Below are 22011 nucleotides of genomic sequence, written 5' to 3'. Positions count from 1 at the left end.
GCGTTGAGCAATCCGCGGTGAGTCAGTCTGTCCGCAGCCCTTCGCCGCCCATGAAGGATCGATCCACCAGGCGAATGCTGTCTCGTCCGCCGCGTTTGGATTCGTAGAGCGCGGCATCGCCTTGCTCGATCAATGCCGCCAGGCTGGTCGGTGGCTGGTCGAACAGGCTGGCGCCGATGCTCAGGGTTACTGCCTCGGGTGTGTCGAAGTTCCGCGAGGCTGTCGCGTGGAACTGCTCCCGCAGTCGGTTGCCCAGCTCGACGATGCGTTCACGTGAGGCACGGCTCAGCAGGACGACGAATTCGTCGCCGCCCAGCCGCGCGGCAAGCGCTCGTTCGGGCAGTAGCGAGCGGATTATCTCGCTGAGCGCCACCAGCAACCGGTCTCCCGCACCATGGCCGTACAGGTCGTTGACCAGTTTGAAATTGTCGATATCGATCAGTAGCAATGCACCCGGCTGAGTGCCGCTGACCTCTTCAAGCAGGCGCGGTGCGCGCGCTTCGAGGGCGCGGCGGTTGTAGAGGGCGGTCAGCGGGTCGCGTGCGGCCAGCCGTGCTATCCGTTTCTCTCGCCGATGACGTTCGGTGCCGGTCATCGACAGGGCGATCAGCATGATCGCCATCGCGCCTTCGACCAGCGAGATCTGGATGATCTCGCCACGGAAGGCGGCGAGATCCACCAGCGTGCCAGGAACCACGGCCGTCAGAGACTTGGCCAGGTAGAAAATGCCATGGGCCAGCAACACGTAGCGCAGCTGCACCGCGCCTACGCTCAGCGACTTGCCGTGGGGACGCAGGAGTGCGCTGGCCCTGAGCGCCAGCAGGGCGACCAGCAGCGAGTTGGCCAGGAACATGATCTTCGACCACAGCGGCCCATCCGGCAGCAGCAATAGGGCCGCCCAGGTGACGAAGATCAGGTACCAGGCCCGGGACAGCCGCGTCCCGGTGAAGCGCGCAACCCCCAGCAGGAACAGCCAGTGGGCGATCACCAGCAGACCGTTGGCGAACCAGATGCCGATGAGCAGGAGACCGTTCCCGCGCAGCAGGGCCAGTGTCGAGCCAATGGTGATGGTGGCGAAGCCGGCGCTCCAGAACAACAGAGTGGGTTCACGAACGCTGCCCCATTCGACCGCCAGGTACAGGGCGGCGGCAGCTGCAAGGGCGATTGAAAGGGTCAGCATCGTGGGCGGATCGAGCGGCATATCCGAAGTGGGCTGTATGGCGGTTGAAGCCCACGATTGTAAGCGCTCGGTGCGACCTTTCGCAGCGTCCTCCCGGCTTTTCCGGACGAGGATGAGGTCGGGTCAATCATTAGCCCGGGGTTCCCGTCGGATGGGGCGGGTGAGCCGGCCACCCTGAAGGTGGCCGGCACCTTTCAGGCCGACAGACTTAACTGGCTGCCGACGCGGCTACTGCTGTAGCCGGAGCCGGCTTCGTACTGCTTGAGCAGTGCCGCCACCAGGCGGCCGTAGTCCGGGTCGTCAGTGCTTGCCGTCGACTCCTCCGACTAATCGAACTGCATGCCCTCCGATCCCCGGCCCTGCGGTCGAGGCGACGGTGCGAGGAAGGCGGTTTCCTCCTGGCTGAGGCTGCCGTCACCGTTGGCGTCCAGCAGGCTGGAGAGTTTTTCCTGGGCCTTGTTCTGTCCCGAAGCGCCGCAGTCTTGCGAGCGCGCCGAGGATGAGGTCGAACTGGTGGCGTAGTTGTAGCTGCCGTAGTTCGAGTAACTGCCGACTCCACTGATCATGGGGTTACTCCTGTGCAGGTTGGCGGAACCGGAAGGGGTCTTCCGGTTCTGGCTGTCTCGGCGGGCCAGTTGTCCAGGCGATGTGCGTGTTGTATCGGAGACTGACAAAGGCACATGGGTGCGCTGCGCTCTGGTGCGCATGGTGTTCCTGCCGGTCAGCGGAGGGGCAAGGTCAATCTCGCCAGCAGTCCGCCGGCTTCAGGCGCCAGCAACTCCAGGTCGCCACCCTGGCGCCGTGCAGCATCGCGGGCGATGGTCAGGCCCAGGCCGATGCCTCCGGAATTGCGATTGCGCGAGCCTTCCACGCGGTAGAAGGGCTCGAACACCGCTTCGCGCAGCTCGGCGGAAATACCCGGGCCGTGGTCGCACACGTCGATACGTACCTGTTTCTGGCCATCCTCCAGCGGGAGATGGGCGTGGCCTGCGAAGCGCAGCGCGTTGTCCAGGCGCCAGGCGTCGAAGCGGATGCTATTGCGGCTTTCGGTGCGCGGCGCGCGGCGCGTCGCGATCGTCGCGCACACGGCGAAGGATGGTCTGGATGCGCGCCACCAGTTCGCGCGGTTCGAACGGTTTGGCCATGTAGTCGGCGGCACCCATTTCCAGCCCGATGATTCGATCCGCCGGTTCGCAGCGGGCGGTGAGCATCAGGATCGAAATGTCCGACTCCGCCCATAGCCAACGGCAAAACGAGAGGCCGTCCTCGCCGGGCTGCATCAGGTCCACGTCGAAGCGTTCCTCGGCCAGGGCCTGGCGCATGCCCTGGCCATCGTCCACGCCTATCGCCTCGATGTTGAAGCGCGCCAGGTAGCCACAGAGCAGCTCACGAATGGGCGCGTCATCGTCCACGATCACCGCGCGGACGCTCCAGCGGTTCCGGGTGAAGGGTGTGCCCGAGGCGGAAGTCGATTGCATGGTGAAGCTCATGGCGAGGAGAGGGTGGGCAAGTGCCAGCCCGGGAATCACAAGGGAGGCTGCTAACGCGAGCGGGGCACGCTAGCCATCGTTGGGCAAGGTGGCGCAGCAGGGTATCGGGGGCGTGTCGGGTTTGTATCGGGGTGGATACAAAGTGGTATGCAGACCCCTCACATCCAGCGAGATGCGGCTTCCCTCACCCCATCCTCTCCCAGTGGGAGAGGGGTTGTTCGTGCAGGTGGTTGGCCTGGCGTCACCCCTCGCCCTTCGGGAGAGGGGCCGGGGCCGGGGGCGAGGCCTGCCGATCTCATGCACGGTTCTCAACAGAACTTCTTTACGCATTCTTGATGCCCCGCAGTCCTCCCCGGACTCGTTCCTTTACGCCCCCCCTTCCGACAATGGCTCCACGGCGGCAAAGACCGCATCTAGGAGTACAGGCAATGAGCATTCTCGACGGGGTGTCCCTGGTCTTGGCCATGGGACTTTTCATCTATCTGCTGGTGGCGCTGCTGCGCGCCGAGCGCGGCTAGGAGGCCACATGCAACTTCAGGACATCGGCCTCATCCTGGCCTTCTTCATGCTGGTGCTGGTACCGGCACCTTTCCTTGGGCGCTTCTACTACCGGGTGATGGAAGGGCAGCGTACCTTCCTGACTCCGGTGTTCGCGCCCGTGGAGCGTTTCTGCTACCGCATTGCCGGCGTCGACGCCGAGCGTGAACAGGACTGGAAGGGCTACTGCGTGGCCCTGCTGGCCTTCAATCTGGCGGGGTTCGTGCTGCTGTTCGCCATCCTCATGCTGCAAGGCGCGCTGCCGCTCAACCCGCAGAAGCTTCCCGGCCTGGAGTGGAGCCTGGCGTTCAACACGGCAGTGAGCTTCGTCACCAATACCAACTGGCAGGCCTACAGTGGCGAGGCGGCACTGAGCTACTTCAGCCAGATGGTCGGCCTGGGCGTGCAGAACTTCGTCAGTGCCGCCGTGGGGCTCTGCGTGCTGGTGGTGTTCGCCCGTGGCATCAGCCGCCGCAGCACCGATCGCCTGGGCAACTTCTGGGTGGATCTGACCCGCGGCGCCCTCTACGGCTTGTTGCCGCTGTGCCTGGTGCTGGCGCTGTTCCTGGTCTGGCAGGGTGTTCCGCAGACTTTCCTCGACTATGCCCATGCGGTGACCCTGCAGGGCGCCGACCAGACCATCCCGCTGGGCCCGGCGGCCAGCCAGATCGCAATCAAGCAATTGGGTACCAATGGCGGCGGCTTCTTCGGCGTCAATTCGGCGCACCCGTTCGAGAACCCCACCGCCTGGAGCAACCTGCTGGAGATGGCTTCCATCATCCTGATCCCGGCGGCCCTGGTGTTCACCTTCGGCTACTACGTGAAAGACCTGCGTCAGAGCCGTGCGCTGCTGGCCAGCATGCTGGTGCTGTTCGTCATCGGCCTGGGCGTGACCCTCTACAGCGAATACCAACCGAACCCGGCCCTGGCCGCGCTGCCCATTGAGCAGACCGGTTCCCTGGAAGGCAAGGAAAGCCGCTTCGGCATTGCCGCGTCGGCGCTCTGGGCGGTCACCACCACGGCTGCGTCCAACGGTTCGGTGAACGCGATGCATGACAGCTTCAGCGCGCTGGGCGGGATGGTCCCGATGTTCAACATGATGCTAGGCGAGATCGTCTTCGGCGGTGTCGGTGCAGGCCTCTACGGCATGCTGCTGTTCGTATTGATCGCCGTGTTCCTCGCCGGCCTGATGATCGGCCGCACGCCCGAATACCTCGGCAAGAAGCTGGAAGCCCGCGAAGTGCGCCTGCTGGTGGCAACCCTGCTGGTGATGCCGGTGGGCGTGCTGGTGTTCTGCGGCCTGGCCATCAGCCTCGCCGGCCCGGCGGCGTCCATCACCAACCCGGGCGCCCATGGCTTCAGCCAGGCCCTATATGCCTACACCTCGGGTACCGCCAACAACGGTTCGGCCTTCGCCGGTTTCGGTGCCAACACGCCGTTCCACAATGTGCTGATCGGCCTGGCGATGATCCTCGGTCGCTTCGGCTACATCCTCCCGGTACTGGCCATCGCCGGCAGCCTGGCGATGAAGAGACGCGCACCGCTGGGAGCCAACAGCTTCCCCACCCATGGTCCGCTGTTCGTCACCCTGCTGACTCTGACCATCCTGCTGGTGGGTGGCCTGACCTTCCTGCCGGCTCTGGCCCTCGGGCCGATCGCTGAACACCTTGCGCTGATCCAGGGCTTCTAACGGAGAAAATCATGAATGCCCCCATCCAGGCGCTCAAAGGCGCCAAGCAGCAACCCAGGACTTCCTTCGCCGCGCTGTGGAAACCCGCGCTGCGCCAGGCCTTCGTCAAGCTCGATCCGCGCCAGCTGGTGCGTTCCCCGGTGATCCTGGTGGTCGAGCTCACCGCTGTGCTGACCACCATCCTGTGCCTGATCCCCACTCCGGCGGTGAGCACTGGCCTGGCTGTACAGATCGCGCTCTGGCTGTGGTTCACCGTGCTCTTCGCCAACTTCGCCGAAGCGCTGGCGGAGGGCCGTGGCAAGGCCCGTGCCGACAGTCTGCGCGCCGGCAGCCAGGGCCTGACCGCGCGCCGCCGGAAAAGCAATGGCCAGCTCGAGACCGTGTCGGCGGCCAGCCTGCGTCGTGGTGATATCGTGCGCGTTGAAGCCGGTGAGCTGATTCCGGGCGATGGCGAGGTGATCGAGGGGATTGCCGCGGTCAACGAAGCGGCCATCACTGGCGAATCGGCTCCAGTGATCCGTGAGTCTGGCGGCGACCGTTCCGCCGTCACCGGCAACACCCGCATCGTTTCCGACTGGCTGTTGGTGAAAATTACCGCTAACCCGGGCGAGTCGACCCTGGACCGGATGATCGCCCTGGTAGAGGGCGCCAAGCGCCAGAAGACCCCTAACGAAGTGGCTCTGGACATCCTGCTTATCGGCCTGACCCTGATCTTCCTGCTGGTGGTGGCCACCCTGCAGCCGTTTGCCCGATTCGCCGGTGGCGACCTGCCGCTGGTCTACCTGGTGGCGCTGCTAGTGACGCTGATCCCCACCACCATTGGTGGCCTGCTGTCGGCTATCGGCATTGCCGGCATGGACCGCCTGGTGCGCCTGAACGTGATCGCCAAGTCCGGCCGTGCGGTGGAAGCCGCCGGCGACGTGCATGTGCTGCTGCTGGACAAGACCGGCACCATCACCTTCGGCAACCGCCGTTGCAGCGCGATGATCAAGGCCCCGGGCGTCGGCGGCAAGGAACTCTCCGATGCCGCGCTGCTGGCTTCCCTGGCTGACGAAACCCCGGAAGGCAAGTCCATCGTGGAATACCTGCGCGCGCTGCACTCCATGCAGGAGCCGGCCCGCGAGGAAATCCAGGTCATCCCATTCACCGCCGAGACCCGACTCTCTGGTGCCGACTGGGCCGGCCGCAGCTACCGCAAGGGCGCGGTGGATGCGGTGCTCGCCTGGGTAGGCATCGGCCGTGAAGAGGTGCCGGCCCCGTTGGCTCGCGAGATCGAGAAGATCGCCCAGAGCGGCGGTACGCCTCTGCTGGTGGCGGCCGACGGCAAGCTGCTGGGCGCCATTCACCTCAAGGACGTGGTCAAGCCTGGCATCCGCGATCGCTTCGCCGAGTTGCGGCAGATGGGCATCCGCACCGTGATGGTGACCGGCGACAACCCGCTGACCGCCGCTGCCATCGCCGCGGAAGCCGGTGTGGACGACGTGATCGCCGAAGCGACGCCGGAGAAGAAGCTGGCGCGCATTCGCCAGGAGCAGGGCGAGGGCAAGATGGTCGCCATGTGCGGCGACGGCGCCAACGACGCGCCAGCACTGGCCCAGGCCGACGTTGGCCTGGCCATGAACGATGGCACCCAGGCCGCCCGCGAGGCCGCCAACCTGGTGGACCTGGATTCCGACCCGACCAAGCTGCTCGACGTGGTGCAGGTGGGCAAGGAACTGCTGGTCACCCGTGGCGCCCTGACCACCTTCTCGGTGGCCAACGACGTGGCCAAGTACTTCGCCATCCTTCCCGCGCTGTTCGCCGGAATCTACCCGCAGCTCGGGGTGCTCAACGTGATGCAGTTGGCCAGTCCGCAGAGTGCGATCCTCTCGGCCATCGTGTTCAACGCGCTGATCATCATCGGCCTCATCCCCCTGGCCCTGCGTGGGGTTCGGGTGCAGGCCAGCGATGCTGCCAGCCTGTTGCGCCGCAACCTGCTGATCTATGGCCTGGGTGGCATCGTCGCACCCTTCGTCGGCATCAAGGTGATCGACGTCCTGCTCAATGCAGTAGGACTGGTTTGAACATCCCCCTCTCCCTCCGGGAGAGGGGCCGGGGGTGAGGACTTCTCGCCCCCCAGCAAGACTTAGATTTCCTGCGAGGAACTGAATATGCTTAGCCAACTCCGCCCCGCCCTGAGCCTTCTGGCCCTGATGACCCTGATTACTGGCGTCGCCTATCCCCTGACTGTCACCGGTATTGCCCAGTTGGCCTTCCCCGAGCAGGCCAATGGCAGCCTGGTGCGCGATGCCAAGGGCGAGGTACGCGGCAGCAGCCTGCTGGCGCAGAACTTCGAAGGCCCGCAGTGGTTCCAGCCGCGACCCTCGGCCGCCGGCTTCGCCACCGTGGCCAGCGGCGCCAGCAACCTGGCACCGAGCAACCCGGCCCTGGCCGAGCGCATCAACAAGGAGGCGCACCGCCTGGCCACCGAGGGCCATGGCAAGGTGCCCATGGCCCTGGTGACCACCTCCGGCAGCGGCCTGGACCCGCACCTTCCGCCGAATGCCGCGCGCTTCCAGATTCCGCGCATCGCTGCCGAACGCGGCCTGCCGACAGATATGCTGGAACGCCTGGTGGAACAGAACACCGAACGGTCCCTCGTGGGCCCTGAAGTGGTCAACGTGCTGGCCCTGAACACTGCGTTGAATGAGATGACTCGATGAGTGATGCCCAGCGCGCCGACGCGCTTCTGGCCGAAATGCCCCGTGGCGGGCGTGGTCGCCTGAAGGTTTTCCTCGGCGCAGCACCCGGCGTGGGCAAAACATACGCGATGCTCCAGGCCGCCCAGGCGCAATTGCGCCAGGGCGTCGACCTGCGCGCGGGCGTGGTGGAAACCCACGGCCGCGCGGAAACCGAAGCCATGCTCGCCGGGCTGCCGCAACAACCGCTGCGGCACTTCGACTATCGCGGCGTGACGCTCACCGAGATGGACCTCGATGGCATCCTCGCGCAACCACCGCGTCTGGTTCTGGTGGACGAACTGGCCCACACCAACGCGCCTGGCAGCCGCCACGCCAAGCGCTGGCAGGATGTGCAAGAGCTGCTCGACGCCGGCATCGACGTCTACACCACGGTCAACGTCCAGCATCTGGAGGCCCTCAACGACCAGGTGCATGACATCACTGGCGTGCATGTCCGCGAGACATTGCCGGACTGGGTATTGCAAGAGGCCGACGAAATACTCCTGATCGACCTGCCGCCGCGCGAGCTGCTGGAGCGCCTGCGCGAAGGCAAGGTCTACGTGCCTGAGCAGGCCCGAGCCGCCATTGACGCCTTCTTCTCCCAGACCAACCTCACCGCGCTGCGCGAACTGGCCATGCAGACCGCCGCCGCACGGGTGGATGCCGACCTCAACCGGCGTTACCGCCAGCGCGGCCTGGAAGCGCCCGCCGTGCGCGGCCGCTTGCTGGTGGGTATCGACGGCGACCACCAGGCCGAACGCCTGGTGCGCCACGCCAGCCGGGTTGCCGAGCGGCGTCACCTGCCCTGGTCGGTGGTGTATGTGGATACCGGCGGCGCCCGTTCCGAAGAGGTGCGGGCGCGCCTGCAGGGTGCCCAGCAACTGGCCGAGCGCCTGGGTGGCGAAGTGGTGACCTTGCGCGCCGAGTCTGTTGCCAAGGCCTTGGTGCAACACGCTGACGAGCGTCGTGCCAGCCTGCTGCTGGTAGCGCGCAGCCGTCGGCGCCTGCGCCGTCGCCTGCTCGGTCGCGGTCTGGCGGAACGCCTGCTGAGTCTCGCCGAGGGGCTGGAAGTCAGCGTGCTGGACACCGAGGCCGACCGCCGTCCGTCCAGTCCGCGTGCCAGTCATCCCTCCCGCCTGCTGGACTACGGCCTGGCGGTGCTGGCTGCAGCCACAGCCAGCGCGTTGGCCTGGGCGGTGTCCCATACCCTTGAGCTGCCGAACATTTCCCTGGTGTTCCTTGCCGCCGTACTGCTGGTGGCGGTGCGCAGCAGCCTGGGGCCTGCGTTGGTATGTGCCGGGCTGTCCTTCCTGGCCTATGACTTCCTGTTCATTCCGCCGACCTTTTCGTTGACCATCGCCCGCCAGGAAGACGTCCTGACCTTACTGTTTTTCCTGCTGATGGCCGGGGTGACGGGCAACCTGGCCTCGCGCCAGCGCCGCCAGCTCGATGCACTGCGCGATACCCAGTCGGAAACCACTGCGCTGCTCGACCTCTCACGCAAACTCACCGCCGCCACTGATCGCCAGGCCGTGCTGAACGTAGCCGTGCAGCAATTCGGTGCCTGGACCGACGTAGAGGTCTGCCTGCTGTCGCGGGGCCGCGATGGTGTCTGGAAGGTGGAGGCCGGCGCCCACCGCCTGCTGGGCGACCAGGAGCGTGCCGCAGCCGAGTGGTCCTGGCAGCACGACCAGCCGGCAGGCCCCGGTACTGACACCCTGCCCGGCGGGCGCTGGTGGTGGCTGCCGCTGTCGGGAGAGGAAGGGCCGCTGGTGCTGCTTGGTATCAGCCCGCGCGACGAAGTGCCGCTGCCGGCGGGCAGGCGTCGGCTGATCGCCGCCCTCGGCCAGCCCCTGGCCCAGGCCCTGGCCCGTGCACAGCTGGCCGAAGAGTTGGAGGCCGCGCGCCTGCACGGCGAAACCGAACAGTTGCGTAGTGCCTTGCTGGCGTCGGTTTCCCATGACCTGCGCACACCGCTCACGGCCATGCGTGGTTCCATCGACAGCCTGCTGGCCCTGGGTGAAGCCATTCCCATGGCCGATCGCCGGGAGTTGCTGGAGGGTACCCGCGACGAAGCCGAGCGCCTCGATCGCTACATCCAGAACCTGCTGGACATGACCCGCCTGGGGCACGGTGGTCTCAAGCTCGCACGCGACTGGGTGGCTCCGGTGGACATTGTCGCCAGCGCGTTGCAGCGTCTGCGCCCGGTTCTGGCACCGTTGCAGGTGGAGACCCGGGTGCCGGAGCAGTTGCCGTTGCTGTATATACATGCGGCCCTGATCGAGCAGGCGCTGGTCAACGTGTTGGAGAACGCTGCGCGTTTCTCGCCCAGTCAGGGGCAGCTGCGGATAGCCGTCGAGGCCGACGACGCCGAGTTGCGCTTCTCCGTCAGCGACCAGGGGCCGGGCATTCCGCCGGACGAACGCGACAGGATCTTCGATATGTTCTATACCGCTGCCCGAGGTGACCGGGGCGGACAGGGCACAGGCCTCGGCCTGGCGATCTGCCAGGGCATGGTCGGCGCCCACGGCGGCCGTGTGAGCGTAGGCGAAGGCCTGGACGGCCGCGGCGCGACCCTGACCCTGCACCTGCCGCTGCATCCGCAGCCGCAGTTGGAGGAAGAATGATCCCCGCTCGATACCAATCCCGTAGGAGCGAATTCATTCGCGAAGCGGGCCGCAGGACCATCTTGCGGGGCTGGGAATCACGGACAGCGGTGCTGTGCTTCGCGAATGAATTTGCTCCCACGGAAAAGCAGTCCGCAATTGCAATGGAAACTACGAACGCGTCATGACAACCAACCTGCCGACCATTCTGGTCATCGATGACGAAGCGCAGATCCGCAAGTTCCTGCGCATCAGCCTGGCCGCGCAGGGCTACCGGGTGCTGGAAGGCGCCAATGGCCGCGCAGGATTGGAGCAGGCGGCGCTGGCCAGGCCGGACCTGGTGGTGCTCGACCTGGGCCTGCCGGATATGGACGGCCAGGACGTGCTGCGTGAGCTGCGCGAATGGTCCCAGGTGCCGGTGCTGGTGCTTTCGGTGCGCGCCAGCGAGGGGGAAAAGGTGCTGGCCCTGGACGGCGGCGCCAATGACTACGTAACCAAGCCCTTCGGTATTCAGGAGTTTCTTGCCCGCGTGCGCGTGCTCCTGCGCCAGGCAGGGCCGGGCGAACAACCGGAGGCCAGCGTTGCCAGCGGCCCGTTGCAGCTGGACTTCGCCTATCGCCGGGTGACCCTCGAAGGCGAAGAGGTGGGGCTGACGCGCAAGGAGTACGCGGTGCTCGCGCAGCTGGCACGCCACCTCGGTCGGGTGGTCACCCAGCAGCAACTGCTCAAGGACATCTGGGGCCCGACTCACGTGGAGGACACCCATTACCTGCGGGTGGTCGTCGGCCATCTGCGGCAGAAGCTCGGCGATGACCCGGCCAACCCGAGATTCATCGTCACCGAAGCCGGTGTCGGCTATCGCTTGAGGGAAGCCTGAACAGCCTCCTTCACTGTGTCGTCCTGGCCACGGCGTGCGTCCAGAGCTGCATGAGCGCGCTGGCGCTCCCCCATTGGAAGGATCGGAATGCAGCAGCTGTTGAACGAAATCCTCGACGAAGTCCGTCCCCTGATCGGCCAGGGCAAGGTCGCCAGTTACATCCCTGCGCTTTCCTGCGTCAGCGCGGACCAGCTCGGCATCGCCGTCTACAGTAACGAAGGCGAGCTGTTCTACGCCGGTGATGGCCTGACACCGTTTTCCATCCAGAGCATCTCCAAGGTCTTCAGCCTGGTGCAGGCGATCCAGCATTCCGGGGAGGGCATCTGGCAGCGCCTTGGACATGAACCTTCCGGGCAACCATTCAATTCCCTGGTACAGCTGGAATTCGAACGCGGCGTACCGCGCAACCCTTTCATCAACGCCGGTGCCCTGGTGATCTGCGATATCAATGAATCGCGCTTCGCGGCGCCGTCGTTGTCGATGCGCGATTTCGTCCGGCGGCTGTCCGGCAACCCCCGCGTGGTGTCAGACGAAGTGGTGGCGCGATCCGAGTACCAGCACCGCGCGCGCAACGCCGCGATGGCCTACCTGATGCAGTCCTTTGGCAACTTCCACAATGACGTGGAGGCTGTGTTGCACAGCTACTTCCACCATTGCGCCATTCGCATGAGCTGCGCCGACCTGGCACTGGCCTTCAGCTTTCTTGCCAATAACGGCGTCAGCCCCCACAGCGGCGAGCAGGTGGTCAGTCCGCGCCAGGCCAAGCAGTTGAACGCCATCATGGCCACCAGCGGTCTCTACGACGAAGCCGGCAACTTCGCCTATCGCGTTGGCCTGCCGGGCAAGAGCGGAGTAGGGGGCGGGATCGTCGCGGTGGTGCCGGGGCGCTTCACCGTCTGCGTCTGGTCGCCGGAACTGAACGAAGCCGGCAACTCCCTGGTGGGTATGGCGGCGCTGGAGAAACTGTCCGAGCGAATCGGCTGGTCGATTTTCTAGCGGGGCGGAGGGGGCGGGTAGATATCTGCAGGGGCGAATGAATTCGCCCCTGCAGAAGAGCAGATCGAGCTTCCCGATCAATTCCCCTGCTCGTACCGTTCCAGTGTTTCTCGGGCGATCTGCCTGCCTAGCTGGATCAGCTCCGGCGCCTTGTAGAACTCGAAGAAACGGCACACCCGCTTGGGCACGTTGATCAGGATGTCCGGCGGGTAGCCGGCGATCTTGTATTGCGCGAGCGACGTCTGCATCACCTCGAAGCTCTGGTTCACCAGGTCCAGCAGGGAGGCGGGGCCGACGCTGGCGATCACATGTGAGCCGCTGGCGGATCTGGGGGCGCCTTCGGCCTCCGGTGCGGCCGCTGGCTGCTGCATTTGCGGTGCGGCGCTCTCCAGCCAGGGATTACCGCCGGGCAGGCTCTCCGGGTCGAGCACGCCGTGTGCCTCAGGACCGGTGCGCTTGAAGAAGGACAGGCGTGAGCTGACGGATTCCATCAGCAGGTCGATGCGGCCCTTGATCGCCGGGGGGCGCTCGATTACCGGCAGTTGGTACTCGCGCTGGGTGGTGGCGTTGAGGTTGACGGCGATGATCAGGTCGCAGTGACTGGACACCACCGGAACGATCGGCAGGGGATTGAGCAGCCCGCCGTCCACCAGCATGCGACTACCCTGGACTACCGGGGTGAACAGGCTGGGAATGGCCGCCGAGGCACGCATGGCCTGGTGAAGGCAGCCTTCCTGGAACCAGATTTCCTGCTGGTTGGTGAGGTCGGTGGCGACTGCCGTGTAGGGAATCGACAGGTCTTCGATGTTGATCTCGCCGACGATCTCGCGAATACGGCCGAAGACCTTTTCGCCGCGAATGGCGCCCAGACGGAAACTCACATCGAGCAGACGCAGCACGTCCAGGTAATCGAGGCTTTCGGTCCAGTCACGATAGTGATGCAACTTGCCGGCGGCATATATGCCACCCACCACGGCGCCCATGGAGCAACCGGCGATGCAGGCGATCTCGTAGCCGCGTGCCTCTATCTCCTCGATCACGCCGATGTGCGCATAGCCGCGCGCACCCCCCGAACCCAGCACCAATGCCACGCGCTTGCTCATGCATAACTCCCCCGACAACAGTGCTTTGACGATACGCCGGTGGCAAGGCCGTCGCCACCTGCCGATCAGTCCACGGAGTTGAATCTTCCGGGTACCTAACTGCCTTTCGACCCACTAGAATTTGTCGATCTTCACCATTGGAGTTTTATCCATGAAAGCTTGGATCAGCGTGCCTTTGATCGCTTTGTTGCTCGTCGGTTGTGCCGGTAAGACGGCCCATCGCAGCAGTTGTGCATCGGAGCTCGACGCGGCCTGGAAGGAACTGGACCTGGCCAAGGCCGAAGGGTTCTCCGGCACCGTGAGTTACTCCAAGGCGCTGAGCCTGCTTACCGCCGCCAAGACCCAGCAGCAGTTCGAGGCGTTCGAGGGCTGCACCAACAAGGCCGAGAAGGCACGCTTCTACATCCAGGAGTCGCGCGCCGGCCGCTGAGTCGGTCTGGACTCCACCCCGCCGAAAAGTCATTGCCGACCGGACGATTGCGATCGGCAATGGTACATCTGTCCCAATTTCCCACTTCCACGGCTCGTGATGCCATTCCCGTACGGGCAAAGGCGGACTAGCATCTCCCGGCACGAAACGGGAGATAACAATGCACAACAATTCCCAGCGGTCGGCACCCTTGCATGTGCTGATCATCGGCGCCGGTTTTGGTGGCCTGGGCCTGGCTATCCAGTTGCAGAAGGCAGGCTTCAACGACTTCCTGATCCTGGAGAAGGGCAGCGAGGTTGGCGGCACCTGGCGTGACAACAGCTACCCCGGCGCGGCCTGCGATGTGCCTTCGCACCTCTATTCCTTTTCTTTCGAGCCCAAGTCCGACTGGTCGCGCAAGTTCGCCCCGCAGGCGGAAATCTTCGCCTATCAGCGCCATTGCGCCGACAAGTACGGCCTGCGCCAGCACATCCGCTTCGATTGCGAGGTGGAAGGCGCCGAGTTCGATGTGTCCAGCGGCACCTGGCAGGTACGGACCCGCAATGGCGAAAGCTTTCGTGCCAGGGCGCTGGTCAGTGCCTGTGGCCAGTTGAACCGGCCGGCATGGCCACGCATCGCAGGGCTGGATGGCTTCAAGGGCGAGTTGTTCCATTCCGCCCGCTGGAACCATGACTACCCGCTGGAGGGTAAGCGGGTAGCGGTGATCGGTACGGGCGCCAGTGCCATCCAGTTCATCCCGCAGATCGCTCCCAAGGTGGCGCGCCTGTCGCTGTTCCAGCGCTCGGCGGCCTATGTGATACCCAAGCCGGACCGTGCCTACCGTTCCTGGGAACTGGCACTGATGCGACGCTTGCCATGGCTGCAGAAGTTCGACCGGATGCTCAAGTACATCCAGCACGAATCGCGGGTGCTGGCGTTCTCGGTGTTCCCGCCGCTGATGAAACTGATGCAATTTCGCTTCCGCCAGCATCTGGAACGCGGTATCGCTGACCCGGCCTTGCGCCAGCGACTGGTGCCGGACTATCCGCTGGGCTGCAAGCGCATTCTGATTTCCAACGACTTCTACCCGACCCTGGCACGGCCGAACGTGGACGTGATCGATTGCGGCATCCGCGAAGTGACGGCAGACGCCGTGGTGAGCAGCGATGGCCAGCGCCATGAGGTGGACGCCATCATCCTCGGCACCGGTTTCACCGCGACCGACTTCCTTGCGCCGATGAGCATTCGCGGGCTGGGCGGACGTGACCTGAACGAGGCGTGGCGGAAGGGCGCGGAGGCCTATCTCGGCGTCAGCGTCAGCGGCTTCCCGAACTTGTTCATTCTCTACGGACCCAATACCAACCTGGGCCACAACTCCATCATCTACATGCTGGAAAGCCAGTTCCCCTATGTGCTGGACGGCATACGGGCGCTGGGCGATCTCCGCTACCTGGACCTCAAGCCCGAGGTGCAGCGCCATTTCAATCAGCGCCTGCAACAGGACGTGCGCCACACCGTCTGGGAGCAGGGCTGCAACAGCTGGTACAAGACCGCTGACGGCCGCAATACCAACAACTGGCCGGGCTTCACCTTCAGCTACCGCCAACAGACCCGTCGCCTGGAGTTGGATCTCTATGAATGCACCCGTTGAATTCACCGCCCCCAAGCCTGGCCAGCCGCTGCTGCGCGCGACCTTGCGCGGTGCTCTGCGCCTGCTGTTCCGTGGTCTGATGCGGCCGCCGTTGCCCGTACAGATGCAGCGGCTGGTGCTGCGCCTGCTCACCGCGAGCACCCTGGCGCCGCGGGGGGTACTGCGCGAGGCCGGGCTGTTGGGGGGGCGGCCCTGCGAATGGCACCGGCCCAAGGGCGGCAGCCATGTGGTGCTGCTCTACCTGCATGGCGGTGCGTTCATTACCGGTTCGCCCGCGACCCATCGCGCCATCACCGCGAGCCTCGCCAGGCGCGCGGGTGTTGCTGTGTGCGCGCAGGATTACCGACTGGCGCCGGAGCATCCGTTTCCTGCCGCCAGGGAAGACGCCGTGGCTGCTTACCGCGAGCTGCTGGAAGCCGGCTATCCGGCTTCGCGCATCATCATCGGCGGCGATTCGGCAGGCGGTAACCTGACCCTGCTCACCGCATTGGAAATTCGTCGCCAGGGCTTGCCTCGACCGGCGGGGTTGATCTGCTTTTCTCCGGTCACCGACCTCAGCGGTACGGCCCAGCACAATCCGCCGGCGGGCGATCCCCTGATCCACCCGGCCTGGGTGGAGCAGGCGATGGACCTCTATTGCCCGCCGGGGCTGGATCGCCGTGATCCGGCCCTGTCGCCACTGTTCGCCGATCTAGCCGGGCTGCCACCGATGCTGGTGCAAGTGGCCGAGGACGAAGTCCTGCGCGATGACAGCCTGCGGCTGGCCGAACGGGTACGGGCGGCGGGTGGCTGGGTGCGGCTGGAGCGCTATCCGGGGCTCTGGCATGTGTTCCAGGCCCATACCGGGGTGCTGCGTACCGCCGACCAGGCGCTGGCCAGTGCCGCCGACTTCATCTGCAAGCATGTGGAAGAGGAGGCCTGAGATGGACAACATCCTGATTACCGGCGCCGCCTCCGGTATCGGCGCGGCGACCGCCCGTCTGTTTCACGAGCGCGGCTGGCAGGTCGGTCTGATCGACCGCGATGCCGATGCCCTGGCCACCCAGGCGGCGGCATTGGGCGGCGTCTGGCACCAGACCCTGGACGTGACCGACCTGGTTGCTGTGAAGAGTGCCCTGGCTGACTTCTGCGGCCGCCACGACGGCCAGTTGCGCCTGCTCTTCAACTGCGCGGGCGTACTGCGCTTCGGGCATTTCGAGGAGATCGACATGGCTGAGCACGCGCGCATCCTCGACATCAACGTGCTGGGGCTGGTGCAAGTCACCCACGCGGCCTTTCCCTACCTCAAGGCAACCCGTGGTGCGCAGGTGATCAGCATGGGCTCTGCCTCCGGGGTGTACGGCACGCCGCACATGGCCAGTTACTCGGCCTCCAAGTTCGCGGTACGCGGCTTCACCGAAGCGCTGGAGCTCGAATGGCGCCGCCATGGCATTCGGGTCGGCGACCTCATGCCGCCTTTCGTGCGCACGCCCATGGTCAGCAGCCAGCGCTTCGAACCGCCGGTGCTGCGTCGCCTGGGGGTGAACCTGAATGCCGAGGACATCGCCCAGGCCGCCTGGCAGCAAGCCCAGGGCGCGACGGTGCATCGGCCGGTGAGCTTGCTGTTCCGCCTGATGTACGGCGCGGGACAGGTTTCGCCGGCCTGGGTGAACCGGGGGATCATGAAGCTGCTGAGCGGGGCTTGAGCGAGCGGAGTGGCCGTGGGAGCGAGCTCCGCTCGCGAATAGCTCTAGCGCGATGTTTCGCGAGCAGAGCTCGCTCCTACAGTCTCATTGCCACCCCGAATCGAGGATGCACGTCATCACCCCCGTCTTTGCCGGCTGGGCGAGCACTTCATTGCAATCCGGGCATTGGGCAGTCTTGCAGAGCGAATGGCCAATTTGTTGGCGGATAAGGCCTGAACGCCGCCTGTCGCCACTTTTGTGACAATTTGTCCAGCTTTCCGGCAGACCGGGCGCGGTGGCGCTACCCTGCAAAATGAAAGCTGAAAAGATCACTCCACGAGTGAGTCAGTGGCCGGGTCCGCGCGGGGCCTGGTCAGGGCTTGGCGCTGTGTCTGCAGAGTCGACCCGGGGGCGGCACCGCATGGTGTCGCGAAGCCCATTCCAGCGGCTTCTCGAAAAAAGCGGTAAGAGCGGAACACTCATCCATCGCTAAGAGGAGGTCGTTTCATGAGCACAGCCTTCCACGATGATGTCAGCACCAGTCTGTTGCGCCGCATGAAAGAGGGCGGATTCGACTTCGCCCGTGTTCATCCGATTGAGTTCTACGCCATTTTCCCCGACGAGGACCGGGCGCGAACGGCAGCGAAGAATTTCCGTGGTGAGTCCTTGAATGCCCAGGTAACTGTGCGCGCCGATGGCGCCTGGCACCTGCAGGTGAGCAAGGTGATGTACGCCACCCACGCGGGAATTGGCGATTTCGAGCACGACCTGGAGGCCCTGGTGGTCCCACTTGGAGGTGTGCTCGATGGTTGGGGCGTGACTCAGGAAGTCAACGTCAACCAACCTTGAAACCAACCCGGTTCGTGGCGGCGCGCCTGCTGCGAACCGGGCATTCCGGACAATTTTCCGGCTGGTTTTACTTCCCCCCTCTGGCTCGGGTATTTCCAGCAAAAACATAGACTTCCTTTACTCGACCGCGGCATGGCCTTTGCCTCAGACTCCGTCAACGGAGGGGACCCCATGACCGACATCCTGATTCTTACCCACGCGGATTTTTGCCCACCCGGCCACCTGGCCACTGTCCTGGACCGTGAGCAACGCGACTTCACCGTATTGCGCACGGACCTGGGCGAATTGGATGGCTACGACCTTGATCGACCCAAGGCGGTCGCGATCATGGGCGGGCCCATGAGCGTCAACGACCCGCTGCCCTGGATCGGGGCGGAAATCGCAGCCTTGCAGCACTTCATTGCCCGCGATGTGCCCATGATCGGCCATTGCCTGGGTGGCCAGTTGCTGGCTCGTGCCCTGGGCGCATCGGTCCATCGCATGCCGTACACCGAGATCGGCTGGCAACCGCTGGAAAAACGCACCCTGGCCAGCGAAAGCCCCTGGCTGGAGCATTTGCCGCGGGAGTTTTCGATCTACCAGTGGCACAGCGACACGTTCGACCTGCCCGAAGGTGCTCAGTGGCTGATGGACAGCCCCTGGTGCCCGAATCAGGGCTTCTCTTGGGGTAACAAGGTCCTGGCGTTGCAAGGCCATCCGGAGATGACCGAGGACCTGGTGCGGGGCTGGTTGACCGACTGGGCGCATCTGCTCGACGAAACCCAGGCCAGCCAGCAACCCAGGACGCGCATGCTCGATGACCTTCCAACCAAGGTGGCGACGCTCAATCAGGTAGCCGAAGGGTTCTATCGCCGCTGGTTGAACCTGGCGTTCGGCTAGGACGCCGTGTTTGCTTTGGTGCGAGCGAATACATTCGCGATCCGAGCCGTAGGCTCAAATTTGATAGGGGCAGCTTCGCTGCCTTTCGCGAATGAGTTCGCCCCCACAGGGTGTTCCTGCATTCGATCAGTGCCGAATCATCACATGCCGCACCACGGTGTAGTCCTCCAGTCCGTACATGGACAGATCCTTGCCATAGCCGGACTGCTTGAAGCCTCCGTGGGGCATTTCGTTGGTGAGCATGAAGTGCGTGTTGATCCAGGTGCAGCCGTACTGCAGCCGCGAAGCGACGGCGGCGGCGCGGCCCACGTCGCGGGTCCAGATCGATGAAGCCAGCCCGTAATCGGAGTCGTTTGCCCAGCGCACCGCCTCGTCCACGTCGCTGAAGGGCGTGACCGTCACCACCGGGCCGAACACCTCACGCCGGACAATCTCGTCATCCTGCTTCGCGTGGGCGACCACCGTGGGTTCGTAGAAAAAGCCGCTGCCGGCGACCGGTTTGCCACCCGTGGCGATCTGGATGTGGGGCAGGGTGCTGGCACGCTCGACGAAGCCGGCCACGCGCTCGCGCTGGCTCTGGGTGATCAGCGGGCCGAGTTCGGTTGCCGGGTCGTTCTGCAGGCCGGTCTTCAGGCTGGAGACGGCGTTGGCCAGGTCGGCCACGAAGTTGTCGTAGATCTTCCTGCCGGCGTAGATGCGACAGGCCGCGGTGCAGTCCTGGCCGGCATTGTAGAAGCCGAAGGTACGGATGCCCTCGACCACATCGGCGATGTCCGCGTCGTCGAAGACGATCACCGGTGCCTTGCCACCCAGTTCCATATGGGTGCGCTTCACGCTATCGGCGGCGCTCTTGATGATCGCCTTGCCAGTGCCCACCGAACCGGTCAGCGACACCATGCGTACCAGTGGGTGCGACACCAGCGGGCTGCCCACACTGGGGCCGCGGCCGAGGACGATGTTCACCACGCCCGCGGGCAGCAGTTCAGCGATGAATTCGGCCAGGCGCATGGCGGTCAGAGGCGTCTGTTCCGAGGGTTTGAGCACCACGGTGTTGCCGGCTGCCAGCGCCGGTCCCAATTTCCAGGCGGCCATCATCAACGGGTAGTTCCAGGGCGCGATGGAGGCGATCACGCCCACCGGGTCGCGTCGGATCATCGAGGTGAAGCCCGGCAGGTACTCGCCCGCCGCCGATCCGGTCAGGCAGCGGCTGGCGCCGGCGAAGAAGCGGAACACATCGGCTACCGCCGGGATCTCGTCGTTCAGCGCGGCGGTGTAGGGTTTGCCACAGTTGTCCGACTCCAGCTTCGCCAGCTCTTCGGCATGGCCCTCGATCTTGTCTGCCAGCTTCAACAGAAGGGTGGCGCGGTCGCGCGGCGAGGTCCGCGCCCAGCCTTCGAAAGCCGCGTCGGCGGCACGGACGGCCGCATCGACCTGGGCTTCGCTGGCCTCGGGAATCTTCACCAGTACGGCACCCGTGGCGGGATTCAGGACATCCAGCGCTTCGCCTTCGCCGGCGGCGAACTGGCCGTTGATCAGCAGTTTGGTTTGCATGGTGGGGCCTCGTTCGGTCTAACCCCTCTCCCTCTGGAAGAGGAGGTGGGAAGAGGGGAGAAAAAGTCGTATCACTTTCCACCCCCGGCCACCGCCTCGGTTCCCCGTGTCAGGTAATAGGCACCGAGGATGGGCAGCATGGTGGCGAGCATCACCAGCAGGGCGACCGCGTTGGTGACCGGAACATCGCGGGGGCGGCTGAGCTGGCTGAGCAGCCAGAGGGGCAGGGTCTGTTCGTGACCGGCGGTGAAGGTGGTGACGATGATCTCGTCGAAGGACAGCGCAAAGGCCAGCATGCCGCCGGCCAGCAAGGCGGTAGCGATGTTTGGCAGGATGATGTAGCGGAAGGTCTGCCAGCCGTCGGCGCCCAGGTCCATAGAAGCCTCGATCAGGCTGTGGGAGGTGCGGCGGAAACGCGCGATTACGTTGTTGTAGACGATTACCACGCAGAAGGTGGCGTGGCCGACGACGATGGTGAAGATGCCAGGTTCGATGCCAAGGGTCTTGAAGGCCGAAAGCAGCGCGATGCCGGTGATGATGCCGGGCAGGGCGATGGGCAGGATGAGCATCAGGGTGATGCTCTCCTTGCCGAAGAAGTCGCGGCGATAGAGCGCAGCGGCGGCCAGGGTGCCGAGAATCATGGCCAGGGCGGTGGCCAGGCAGGCGACCTTCAGGGACAGGACGATGGCCTGCAGCACATCCTCGCGACCGCCCACCACGGCAAACCATTCCAGGGTGAAGCCCTGCAACGGGAAGCTGTAGGACGACTCCTCGGTGTTGAAGGCGTAGAGCAGGATCACCAGGATCGGGAAATGCAGGAATACCAGCCCGCCCCAAGCGGCCAGGCGCAAGCCCCAGGACGCTTTTTCAGAGTGCATCGAAGGCTCCCAGCCGTTTGGCGATGGAAAGGTAGATGGCGATCAGCACGATCGGCACCAGGGTGAAGGCCGCCGCCAGCGGGATATTGCCCACCGAGCCCTGTTGCACGTAGACCATGGTGCCGATGAACAGGCCGCTCGGCCCTACCAGCTGCGGAATGATGAAGTCGCCCAGGGTCAGGCTGAAGGTGAAGATCGAACCGGCCACCACGCCGGGGAAGGCCAGCGGCAGGATCACCTGGGCGAAGGTTTGCCGGGGCCTGGCACCGAGATCCGCCGAGGCCTGCAACAATGATGGCGGCAGGCGCTCCAGGGACGCCTGGATCGGCAGGATCATGAACGGCAGCCAGATGTAGGTGAACACCAGGAAGCGCCCCAGGTGCGAAGTGGACAGCGTGTTGCCACCCACTCCGGGCACGGTGAGCAGGCTGCCCAGCAAGGTTTCCAGATGGAGTTGCTGGATCAGCCAGTAGAAGATGCCGCCCTTGGCCAGGATCACAGTCCAGGCGTACGCCTTGACGATGTAGCTGGCCCACATGGGCAGCATCACGGCGATGTAGAAGAAGGCTTTCTCTTTCGGCGAGGCGAAGCGTGCCATGTAGTAGGCGATGGGAAACGCGAGTACCGCGCTGGCCAGGCTCACGGCGATGGCCATGGTCAGGGTACGCAGGATGATGTCGTAGTTCGCCGGATTGAACAGGGCTACGTAGTTGGCCAGCGTCAGGTCCGGCGTCACCGCCATGGTGAAGTCGTCGAAGGTGTAGAAGCTCTGCCAGAGCAGCGCGAACAGCGAGCCAATGTAGATCACGCCGAACCACAGCAGGGGCGGGGTCAGGAGTAGCAGCAGGTACAGTGTGGAGCGGCGGTAGAGCAGGTTGGAGATGCCCCGCAACGGTCCGCTTCGATGGTTGGCGATGACAGCGCTCATGGC

19 protein-coding genes and 1 pseudogene are annotated in these 22011 nt (G+C 64.8%); 13 read left to right on the top strand and 7 right to left on the bottom strand.

The features are described 5' to 3' along the window. Positions 1-22: 22 nt before the first annotated feature. The 3 genes and pseudogenes from D6Z43_RS08825 to D6Z43_RS28050 form a co-directional block, all read right to left on the bottom strand. Entirely contained in the window at positions 23-1201 is a 1179-nt protein-coding gene (locus tag D6Z43_RS08825) for a GGDEF domain-containing protein (protein WP_120651583.1), read from the bottom strand. 305 nt (positions 1202-1506) lie between these two features. Then, positions 1507-1746, bottom strand: coding sequence for a hypothetical protein (locus tag D6Z43_RS08820; protein ID WP_120651582.1), 240 nt, complete (start codon positions 1744-1746; stop codon positions 1507-1509). Between the two features lie 155 nt (positions 1747-1901). Then, positions 1902-2658, bottom strand: a pseudogene (locus tag D6Z43_RS28050) (ATP-binding protein). Positions 2659-3098: 440 nt separating this feature from the next. Between D6Z43_RS28050 and kdpF the strand changes: the two are divergent. The 7 genes from kdpF (at position 3099) to glsB (ending at position 12096) form a co-directional block, all read left to right on the top strand. Beyond that, the gene (gene kdpF, locus D6Z43_RS08805) at positions 3099-3188 is read left to right on the top strand and encodes a K(+)-transporting ATPase subunit F (RefSeq protein WP_036996920.1); all 90 of its coding nucleotides are present in this window, start codon (positions 3099-3101) and stop codon (positions 3186-3188) included. An 8-nt stretch (positions 3189-3196) separates the two neighbouring features. Further along, on the top strand, positions 3197-4897 hold the full coding sequence (gene kdpA, locus D6Z43_RS08800; protein WP_120651580.1) for a potassium-transporting ATPase subunit KdpA: 1701 nt from the start codon (positions 3197-3199) through the stop codon (positions 4895-4897). Positions 4898-4908: 11 nt separating this feature from the next. Further along, positions 4909-6960, top strand: coding sequence for a potassium-transporting ATPase subunit KdpB (gene kdpB, locus D6Z43_RS08795; protein WP_120651579.1), 2052 nt, complete (start codon positions 4909-4911; stop codon positions 6958-6960). A gap of 87 nt (positions 6961-7047) precedes the next feature. Then, positions 7048-7599, top strand: coding sequence for a potassium-transporting ATPase subunit KdpC (kdpC, locus tag D6Z43_RS08790; protein WP_120651578.1), 552 nt, complete (start codon positions 7048-7050; stop codon positions 7597-7599). After that, positions 7596-10244 carry a sensor histidine kinase KdpD gene (locus D6Z43_RS08785; RefSeq protein ID WP_120651577.1) on the top strand — a complete coding sequence of 883 codons (2649 nt, stop codon included), beginning with the start codon at positions 7596-7598 and terminating at the stop codon, positions 10242-10244. Before kdpC ends, D6Z43_RS08785 begins: the two co-directional genes overlap by 4 nt. 163 nt (positions 10245-10407) lie before the next feature. Then, positions 10408-11100 (top strand): response regulator, encoded by a 693-nt coding sequence (locus tag D6Z43_RS08780; protein WP_120651576.1) that lies wholly within the window; start codon positions 10408-10410, stop codon positions 11098-11100. Positions 11101-11187: 87 nt separating this feature from the next. Continuing rightward, a complete protein-coding gene (glsB, locus tag D6Z43_RS08775) occupies positions 11188-12096 on the top strand; it encodes a glutaminase B (RefSeq protein ID WP_120651575.1) in 909 nt (302 codons plus the stop codon). A gap of 77 nt (positions 12097-12173) precedes the next feature. Here glsB and D6Z43_RS08770 read toward each other — a convergent pair whose 3' ends face one another. Continuing rightward, positions 12174-13199, bottom strand: coding sequence for a patatin-like phospholipase family protein (locus D6Z43_RS08770; RefSeq protein ID WP_120651574.1), 1026 nt, complete (start codon positions 13197-13199; stop codon positions 12174-12176). 151 nt (positions 13200-13350) lie between these two features. On the opposite strand from D6Z43_RS08770, the gene D6Z43_RS08765 reads away from it, so the two are divergent. The 6 genes from D6Z43_RS08765 (at position 13351) to D6Z43_RS08740 (ending at position 18651) form a co-directional block, all read left to right on the top strand. After that, entirely contained in the window at positions 13351-13629 is a 279-nt protein-coding gene (locus D6Z43_RS08765; RefSeq protein WP_120651573.1) for a hypothetical protein, read from the top strand. Positions 13630-13789: 160 nt separating this feature from the next. Continuing rightward, entirely contained in the window at positions 13790-15259 is a 1470-nt protein-coding gene (locus tag D6Z43_RS08760) for an NAD(P)/FAD-dependent oxidoreductase (RefSeq protein WP_120651572.1), read from the top strand. Further along, a complete protein-coding gene (locus D6Z43_RS08755; protein WP_120651571.1) occupies positions 15243-16181 on the top strand; it encodes an alpha/beta hydrolase in 939 nt (312 codons plus the stop codon). Before D6Z43_RS08760 ends, D6Z43_RS08755 begins: the two co-directional genes overlap by 17 nt. 1 nt (position 16182) lies before the next feature. Continuing rightward, the gene (locus D6Z43_RS08750; RefSeq protein ID WP_120651570.1) at positions 16183-16944 is read left to right on the top strand and encodes an SDR family oxidoreductase; all 762 of its coding nucleotides are present in this window, start codon (positions 16183-16185) and stop codon (positions 16942-16944) included. Positions 16945-17430: 486 nt separating this feature from the next. After that, positions 17431-17772, top strand: a complete 342-nt coding sequence (locus tag D6Z43_RS08745) for a ribonuclease E inhibitor RraB (protein ID WP_120651569.1) — start codon at positions 17431-17433, stop codon at positions 17770-17772. A gap of 171 nt (positions 17773-17943) precedes the next feature. After that, a complete protein-coding gene (locus tag D6Z43_RS08740; protein ID WP_120651568.1) occupies positions 17944-18651 on the top strand; it encodes a type 1 glutamine amidotransferase in 708 nt (235 codons plus the stop codon). A gap of 126 nt (positions 18652-18777) precedes the next feature. Here D6Z43_RS08740 and D6Z43_RS08735 read toward each other — a convergent pair whose 3' ends face one another. The 3 genes from D6Z43_RS08735 to D6Z43_RS08725 all read right to left on the bottom strand — a co-directional run bounded on the left by D6Z43_RS08735 (position 18778) and on the right by D6Z43_RS08725 (position 22008). Further along, positions 18778-20202, bottom strand: a complete 1425-nt coding sequence (locus D6Z43_RS08735; protein WP_120651567.1) for a gamma-aminobutyraldehyde dehydrogenase — start codon at positions 20200-20202, stop codon at positions 18778-18780. Between the two features lie 71 nt (positions 20203-20273). Next, on the bottom strand, positions 20274-21080 hold the full coding sequence (locus D6Z43_RS08730) for an ABC transporter permease (RefSeq protein ID WP_120651566.1): 807 nt from the start codon (positions 21078-21080) through the stop codon (positions 20274-20276). Then, positions 21070-22008, bottom strand: coding sequence for an ABC transporter permease (locus D6Z43_RS08725; RefSeq protein ID WP_120651565.1), 939 nt, complete (start codon positions 22006-22008; stop codon positions 21070-21072). Before D6Z43_RS08725 ends, D6Z43_RS08730 begins: the two co-directional genes overlap by 11 nt. Positions 22009-22011: the final 3 nt, after the last annotated feature.

The sequence above is a fragment of the Pseudomonas sp. DY-1 genome (genome assembly GCF_003626975.1).
In the GTDB taxonomy this organism is placed as follows: domain Bacteria; phylum Pseudomonadota; class Gammaproteobacteria; order Pseudomonadales; family Pseudomonadaceae; genus Metapseudomonas.
This window is presented reverse-complemented; position numbering and strand designations above follow the sequence as displayed.